Below are 7230 nucleotides of genomic sequence, written 5' to 3'. Positions count from 1 at the left end.
GTGGCCTCTGAACGTCCTCAGTTCCTGTCCGTCTAAGCTCCATAACTTCACGGTCTTATCCCCGCTGCCTGTGGCGATCGTCTTACCATCAGGACTAAAACTCACGCTGTGAACAGTATTGGTGTGCCCTTTGAGCGTCCTCAGTTCGTGCCCGTCTAAGGTCCATAGCTTCACGGTCTTATCCCTGCTGCCTGTGGCGATCGTCTTACCATCAGGACTAAAACTCACACTGTAAATAGAATCACTATGCCCTTCCAAGCGATTTTGCTCGTTGATGTTGTAGAGTACCTGCCGCAACGCTGTAATTACCTGAATCCTTGTGTCTGCCTCTGCTTCTTTTCCCATCTGCCTCAGTTTCTGCTCTGACTGCAAGCCCTCAATCAATGCCTCAAGCTCTAAATTAGAAGTCTGTAAATTCAGCGCACTCAAACTCTGGACATTGAGTTCAGCATTGGCCTTCCCTTGTTCCGCAATTCGCCACTGCCAAAACGCAAACGCTGCTGCACCTAAAGCCAGCACTGCAAACGTCCCAACTCCCGCCATAAACACTCGTTGTCGTCTTACTTCTTTTCGTTGTCGTTCCATCTCGGCGACGCGACTTGCGTTAGTGTATTTTCCTTGTAACTCGGTAGGTTGCGGTTGCTCACTCGCGCCCTTTAACAACCAAGTTTCTGCCATTTCTAAGTCGATGCCTCGCAGCAAGAAGCTATCGTTACACAATGCCTTGTCCCATTCGATCGCCCGTTCTAGAATCCGCGTATGCGATCGCACATATTCCAAATCCGTCTCGATCGCCTGAACTAAAGAAGCAAAGCCCTTATCGAACTCATCCGTCTCGCGAAAAAACAACCAGTTGTACTTCGACAACATCAGATGCACCCTGGTCGTATCGAAGCCCTCAAGATGAACGATCGGCACCAGCCGCTTATTGTGCTTAACCGCATGGTCGATTTCTTTGCGGCAAATGTCTGATGCCACCGAATCAGGACTGATCACAAACACAAAGGTATTGGTGCCTTCAATGCCGCGCTCAATCTCTTGCCACCAATCCGCCGTCAGAGGAATATCTTGCCAGTCCACCCAAATTTCTCGCTGCTCTGCCTTGAGTGCATCATGCAGCGTTTGCACAAAGGCTTTGTCTTTCCGAGAATAAGACAGAAAAACGTCAGTCATGAGAGTATGGGGGCTTTTTATTCCAACATCAGAATACTCGCTCCACCCCAAAATCTCAGTCGGATTGCAGAATGTTGTTAGGAAATGAGAGCGATCGCCTCACAACTTCAAGCTTTGCGTTCATCGCGAATTGATGTCTGGATGCTCTATGAAGACACCCAATCTTCCATAATCAGGTTCGTAACTAACGAAAAATCTCGCTGGTTTCTGGTTGCGATAATGGCTCCCGTCGTCAGGGCAATAGCAGCAATTCTCATATCTTTCACTAACCGCTTCTTGTTCAGTTCGGGTTGTTGCCGCAGAAGTTGTTGGTAGCGATCGTCTGCAATTGCATCAAAGTTGAGAATGGTTGCAGACCTAAAGAACTCAGTAGATATCCAAAGCTTTGCATAGAGTTTGACGGGATCTTGGCTGGGGCTGAGATGGTTGATTTCGCCAATCCAGCCATTAAAGAATTTCCTGCACCGTAATCACAGTAATTGCCCAACTCAATCCTGTCCTTCCCAATTCTGCTGCAACTTGCGGATGCCGCCCTAAAAAGAGTGAAACGTGATCAGTGTCTAAAATCCGTAGCGTCATTCGATGTCATGCAAAGAGTACGCAGGAGAATCCTCATCAATTTCTCTTTCTTCTCGGAGCACTTTGACGATCGCAGCAAACTCTGGATCATTCTTGAAAACTCCCGCAAACTTCATCCAGGGTTTCTCGACATCTTGAGGAGAGTTAAATCAACGGCGAGAATTTCGAGTGTGGAGAGCCGCTCTGAGAGAAGTTGCTGAATGGCCGCGATCGCTGCTTCACGGGTTAAACGACTAACCGAACAATTCAGTAAAGCTGGAATCGACGCTCGAATCTGACCATCGGGCTGTTGCTCTAGCAAAATTTGGAGGGAAGAACTCGGCTGAACCGAAGAGACCTGAAGATGCATCGCACGAACGGCTTGGAACGATGGATTCAATTGTAGCGGATGCGATTTGCTCCACAAGCGCTTATTAGTGTTGGTGATCGGGTCAAGTGAAGGGACGATCGAAACCATTCACAATCTCTACGCCAGAGGTTTTGCCGACGTGAGCGCCTGGAGTCCTTTACTACCCGCCCCCCACCCGCGCGAAGTCGTGAGCATTCTCTCTCGCCGCCGCAGAAAGCACCCGTCAATCTTGAGCATCGCTAGAACGATCGTAACTTCGCTGAAGTCTTCGGCTGGGTGGCTCACACGATCGTCATTACCCCAACGTGACTTTGCTGCAAGTTTTTCGCGGCGTTGTTTACGGCTTCTGCCCCCAATTCTGAGGTGAATTCGATAGAGTTTTTCGCTTCGTTGTTCACGGCTTCTGCCCCCCAACCCCCCAATTTTGGGGGACTTTAAGAGAAGAATTCTGGTTCAAAGTCCCTCAAGGGCGGGGAATTTAGGGGGCGTTCTCGGATCTAAAAACGAAGCGAAGCAGTTCATCGAACTGACAATTACTTTACCTCGCACTTCATCCCTCATCCCTCATCCCTTTTATCTCCCCATCCCCAACGACAGCACCAATCGGCTCATAATTCGCCCGTCTTCCAGCCTGTAGAGATTAAACTCAGAACCCATTTGCTTCATCAATGACTGACAAATCGCCAAATGTAGACCAGGAGGCTTGTCTAACATCGACGGGGCCAAAAGGTCAACGGCTCGGCCGGCTTCGAGGTCTTCGATCAAGCGAGGCTCGATCGCCCCGTCATCAGTAATCGAAAGCTCTACCCAACTGTGATCTAACTGCCGACACCACAGATCAATGCGTCCACCGGGATGCGATCGCTGACAAGCAATCAGCAGCAGTTCATACAGCACCAGTTCGATTTTGGCGATGTCGCCTGTGATCATCGGATTCGTCTCATTGTGAACCTGTGACCAGAGTTGACGCTGTTTGATCAGGTTGTCCACGCGATCCAAGGCTCGTCTCAAAAGACTGACCAGAGGAGCGGTTTCCGTTTTGATTTGCAATTGCCACGGTTCGTCTCGAACCACTCGATGAACCGGGTCGATCGCATCGTTGATCTGGCGCATAATTTGCTGTTGACGAGTCGCTGAGAGCGCATCTTTGTGGGGGTTAGAAATCTCGCCCAGGCGTTTGACGCTCAGTTTCACCGATCGATACATTTCCTCCATGCGACGCTGTTTGTACCAATTGAGACGTTCTAGCTTTTCGCGTTGCAGCTTGAGCATTTCTGACAACATCAGATAGCGGCGTGACCAGGCAAACTGGCTGACCAGTGTATCTAAAGCCGTGAAATGGCGATCGCTCCAGTGGCGCTCTAAATGGTCAGCAATGATCAAAACGCCCGTGGGTTCATGTTCTGGAGCCGTTCTCAAGGCCATAATCAGAAGTTGACCAATGCCAGGAGCGTTGAGCCATTGACGACTTTCGACAGGCACCTCATCGATCGAGAGCGTCAACAGTCCGTTGTGTTCTAGCGCCCGATGCACCAGCGCGTCAGTAAAGGTCGAAACCTTGAGAATCGGATTAAAGGTAAACCGCCCATCTGTATCGCCCGACTGCACAATCCGCCCGGTGCGCCGACCCGGAGACCACGACACCAACGCCGCCATCGGAGCCTGTAAAATCTGGGCGATATATTGCAGGGCCGATCGCTCCAAAAGCTCTAATTGGTGAGTCTGCTGAATCGTCGTCAACCCCCACTGAATCGTCTGATACATCTTTTGCTGGTGGTCGTTTTGTTTTTGAAGCTGCCACTGGCGCAAAATCAGCCCAATCTGCTGAGTGACAACCTGACTCAACTCACACTCCGGCAAACTCCACGATCGCGGCGCTTCGTGACAGATCAACACCAAGCCTTCGAGGGGCTGACCGGGGGCGGCATTGCAGACCAGCAGCGATCGAATGCCCAACTCTAACAGCAGATCGCGCCAGGTGCCCAGCCGTAAATCGTCCTCTAGATTCTCAATGGCAGTTGCGCCCAAACTGCGTTCTAGCATTTGCCAATCGATCTCGGCCAGTCGTGCTAGAGAAGAAGCCAACGGTCGCCGATTGTTGGGATAGCTTTGATAACAGACCTCAAACCGCTCTTGCTCGGTGTCGTACATGAGAACGATAAAGCGATCGGTCTTGAGCCGCTTGCCCAACAGTTCAGCCGTGTTTTTGAGGGTGGCTTTCCAATCGTCGGTACTGTAAATAGCGTGGGCAATGTCGGCGGTGAGGGCCTGGTCGAGTTTGGTTTGTTCGACGGTGGATTCTAGTTCCTCTAGGGGGGCGACGAGAGCAACCAGTTGAGCCGCAGCCCGCAGATAGCTTTTCTCTTCGTCTTGCCAGATTCGAGCTTCACTGCCTTCGGTGGCTAAAAATCCCAGCAGTTCGTTTTGGTAGAGAATCGGGGCGGCCATCAGCGATCGAGCGCGAATCTGCTGCATCAAGCGACTGGTCGTATCGGCTCTTAAAGAACTTAACGCTTCGCCGATCGACACCACCTGATCCGAGGCCAACGCTTGATAAAACCCACTCATTTCTTGAACCGTGATTCCAGAAACGGGCTGATTGTCTTCGATCGCTCTAGAAGACGGCTTAAGGTTGGTGACTCTGCGCCAAAAGTAGCGGTTTTGTCGCTCAAACCAATAGACACTAGTGCGAGACGGACTGATGAACTGATGAGTTTGTTCGACAACCGCTTCTAGACGTTGACCAAGATTAGGGAGCGCTCCGAGTTGACCAATCAGCGTGAGAAGGGGCTGTTCGGGGCGTTTGATTTGTTGGCGTTTCCATTCGATTTCGACGGTGTTGAGAGCGGTGGCCAATTCACCCACGATCATTGAGAGCAGGGCTTTTTCCTCTGTTTTGGGAAAGTTTCCCCACAGGCGCGACCCCAGCATCACAACTCCAAAGCAGCGATCTTTGTAAGAAATCGGGAAGATCATCGTCCCCTGGATGCCGCTTCTTTTGGCCACTTTGCGCCACTCGCTGGCCCGGGCTTCTTCTCTGAGATCGGGGAGCGTGATCGGACGCTGCTGAATCACCACCTGCTCCATCAGATCGCCCGAAGTCAGGACAAACCGCTGTTTGAGAAAGGCGCTATCTTCACCCGATGGCAGAGCGCCTCCTTTACCGACCAGCCGATGATCGACGCGATCGTACAGCCCTAACCAGATCAGATCAGGCTGAAAATGAGTTTGTAGATAGGATAGCGCCGTTGTGAGCAAGGCTTCGATATCGTCACCTTCACGCAGCGTTTGCAAGACCCGCCCCAGGCTAACGAGTTGCTGTTCATAGGCATTTGGCTCTTTCGACTGACCCATGTTGCGAGACGATAATTTCAAGAGATAAGCAGAGGAGGAGAAAACGGGTCGTCAGGGTCTTTGTCAGGATGGGTGGGGTAGAACGGCGAAGCAACCCTCTGCGGGTAACTCAACGAGATCGTGATTTGACTGAGAAACCGCCGACCCGTCTCACCGTTGAGCGCGATCAGCCCCTACAATGTCCGCAGAACCGTTCCCAGACAGATGAGACTCATCCTTTAGAATGCCCTGAAAACCGCATTTTTTCACTCAGTGGAAGATTAGGACTGAAGGGTGAAGCCGTCGTTGACTCATTTCCCCATTTACCCATTCACCTGCTCTCCAACTCGTCAAAATAGATAAAGTGTTCATTATTTTTTGTTACTAGTGGATATTTATCAAGCAGCGATTCGTCCAATTCTTTTTTCTGGCTTGAAAGCCGACCCCGAATGGCTGCATCAACAGACTTTGCAGACTCTAAGCTGGCTCGATACTGGAGTGCCTCAATTTGCAAAGCGATGGGTTTTGTCTAAACTGTACCAGTCCTATTGTGTCGGTGATGTCCGATTAGAACAAAGTTTATGGGGGCAAAGATTTGTGAATCCGATCGGTCTGGCGGCCGGATTTGACAAAGATGGCGTAGCAGCAGCGCTCTGGTCAAGTTTTGGATTTGGTTTTGCAGAGTTAGGAACTGTTACGTTTCATGCCCAACCTGGCAATCCTCGTCCGCGTTTGTTTCGCCTGCCTGACGATCGAGCCGCCCTCAATCGGATGGGATTTAACAATCAGGGAGCCGCGACATTAGCAGAAAGGTTAAAAAGTTCTGATCTAAATCATCACAAACTTAAAACTCCCATAGGAATTAATCTCGGCAAATCAAAAGTTACGCCCCTTGAGAAAGCGGCTGAAGATTATTTGGGGAGCTTTCGCTTCTTAAAAGGATTGGGAGATTATTTCGTCGTCAATGTCAGTTCACCGAATACACCGGGACTGCGATCGCTCCAGGCGACAGATCAATTGGAACCTATTCTGTCCGCTTTACAAGCCGAAAATCAGGGTGAAAAGCCTTTGCTGATCAAAATTGCGCCCGATCTGGAGTGGGAAGCGATCGCAGATGTTCTCAAGCTGGCTCAACAGTACGATTTGGCGGGCATTATTGCGACTAATACGACGATTCGACGAGACGGGCTACAGACTCAAGCCCTGCAAGCGACCGGAAAGTTGGTGACCGAGGAAGCGGGCGGCATCAGTGGGGCACCCCTGAGAACTCGATCAACTGAGGTGATTCGATTTATCTGGCAGCAAACTGAGGGAAAATTGCCGATCGTGGGAGTCGGCGGAATCTTTACTGCTGAGGATGCTTGGGAAAAAATCGCGGCTGGGGCCAGTTTGATTCAGGTTTACACAGGCTGGATTTATGAGGGGCCGAGCATGGTGCGCCGAATTTTAGACGGATTGGTGCAAAAGTTAGATGAGCGAGGGTTGGATAATTTGGGAGAGGCGATCGGCATCGACAATCCCAGAAATTCCAAAAATTAATCTGAGGGGCGACTTGCAGATAACTCGAAGAGATTAAGGAGATTTCTAGCAAAGAAGTTACCAACCTTGGGAAGCCCCCTAGATCCCCAAATTCTGGGGAACTTTGACTTTCAGAACTCTCGATGGAGACAGCCGGGTAAATTTATTAAAGGAAATCTCCTAAGTTCTTTGGCTGCCCAGATTACGAACTCCCATTCAGCTAAACGTGAATTCGATGAAGTTTTTTTGCTTCGTTCTTCAGCGCTTCTGCCCCCCAA

7 protein-coding genes are annotated in these 7230 nt (G+C 50.4%); 2 read left to right on the top strand and 5 right to left on the bottom strand.

Annotated elements, in window-relative coordinates; genetic code table 11:
* From ACKFKF_RS29070 to ACKFKF_RS29050, 5 genes are all read right to left on the bottom strand, one after another.
* A partial coding sequence (locus ACKFKF_RS29070) for a toll/interleukin-1 receptor domain-containing protein (protein ID WP_446870859.1) occupies window positions 1–1173 on the bottom strand: 1173 nt, incomplete at its 3' end.
* Window positions 1174–1620: 447 nt separating this feature from the next.
* Window positions 1621–1752: a hypothetical protein gene (locus ACKFKF_RS29065; protein ID WP_446870858.1), complete on the bottom strand. Its 132-nt coding sequence runs from the start codon at window positions 1750–1752 to the stop codon at window positions 1621–1623.
* Window positions 1753–1864: 112 nt separating this feature from the next.
* Complete coding sequence (locus tag ACKFKF_RS29060) at window positions 1865–2209, bottom strand: hypothetical protein (protein ID WP_446870857.1); 345 nt, start codon at window positions 2207–2209, stop codon at window positions 1865–1867.
* Between the two features lie 9 nt (window positions 2210–2218).
* Window positions 2219–2386, bottom strand: a complete 168-nt coding sequence (locus ACKFKF_RS29055; protein ID WP_446870856.1) for a hypothetical protein — start codon at window positions 2384–2386, stop codon at window positions 2219–2221.
* A gap of 288 nt (window positions 2387–2674) precedes the next feature.
* On the bottom strand, window positions 2675–5455 hold the full coding sequence (locus tag ACKFKF_RS29050; protein WP_446870855.1) for a GAF domain-containing sensor histidine kinase: 2781 nt from the start codon (window positions 5453–5455) through the stop codon (window positions 2675–2677).
* A 125-nt stretch (window positions 5456–5580) separates the two neighbouring features.
* On the opposite strand from ACKFKF_RS29050, the gene ACKFKF_RS29045 reads away from it, so the two are divergent.
* On the top strand, window positions 5581–5793 hold the full coding sequence (locus tag ACKFKF_RS29045) for a hypothetical protein (protein ID WP_446870854.1): 213 nt from the start codon (window positions 5581–5583) through the stop codon (window positions 5791–5793).
* Between the two features lie 28 nt (window positions 5794–5821).
* Entirely contained in the window at window positions 5822–6973 is a 1152-nt protein-coding gene (locus tag ACKFKF_RS29040; RefSeq protein ID WP_446870853.1) for a quinone-dependent dihydroorotate dehydrogenase, read from the top strand.
* The last annotated feature ends 257 nt before the right edge of the window (window positions 6974–7230 follow it).

The organism is Phormidesmis sp. 146-12 (assembly GCF_052939495.1).
The sequence above is the reverse complement of the archived record's forward strand: the minus strand, read 5'-3'. Positions and strand labels throughout refer to the sequence as shown.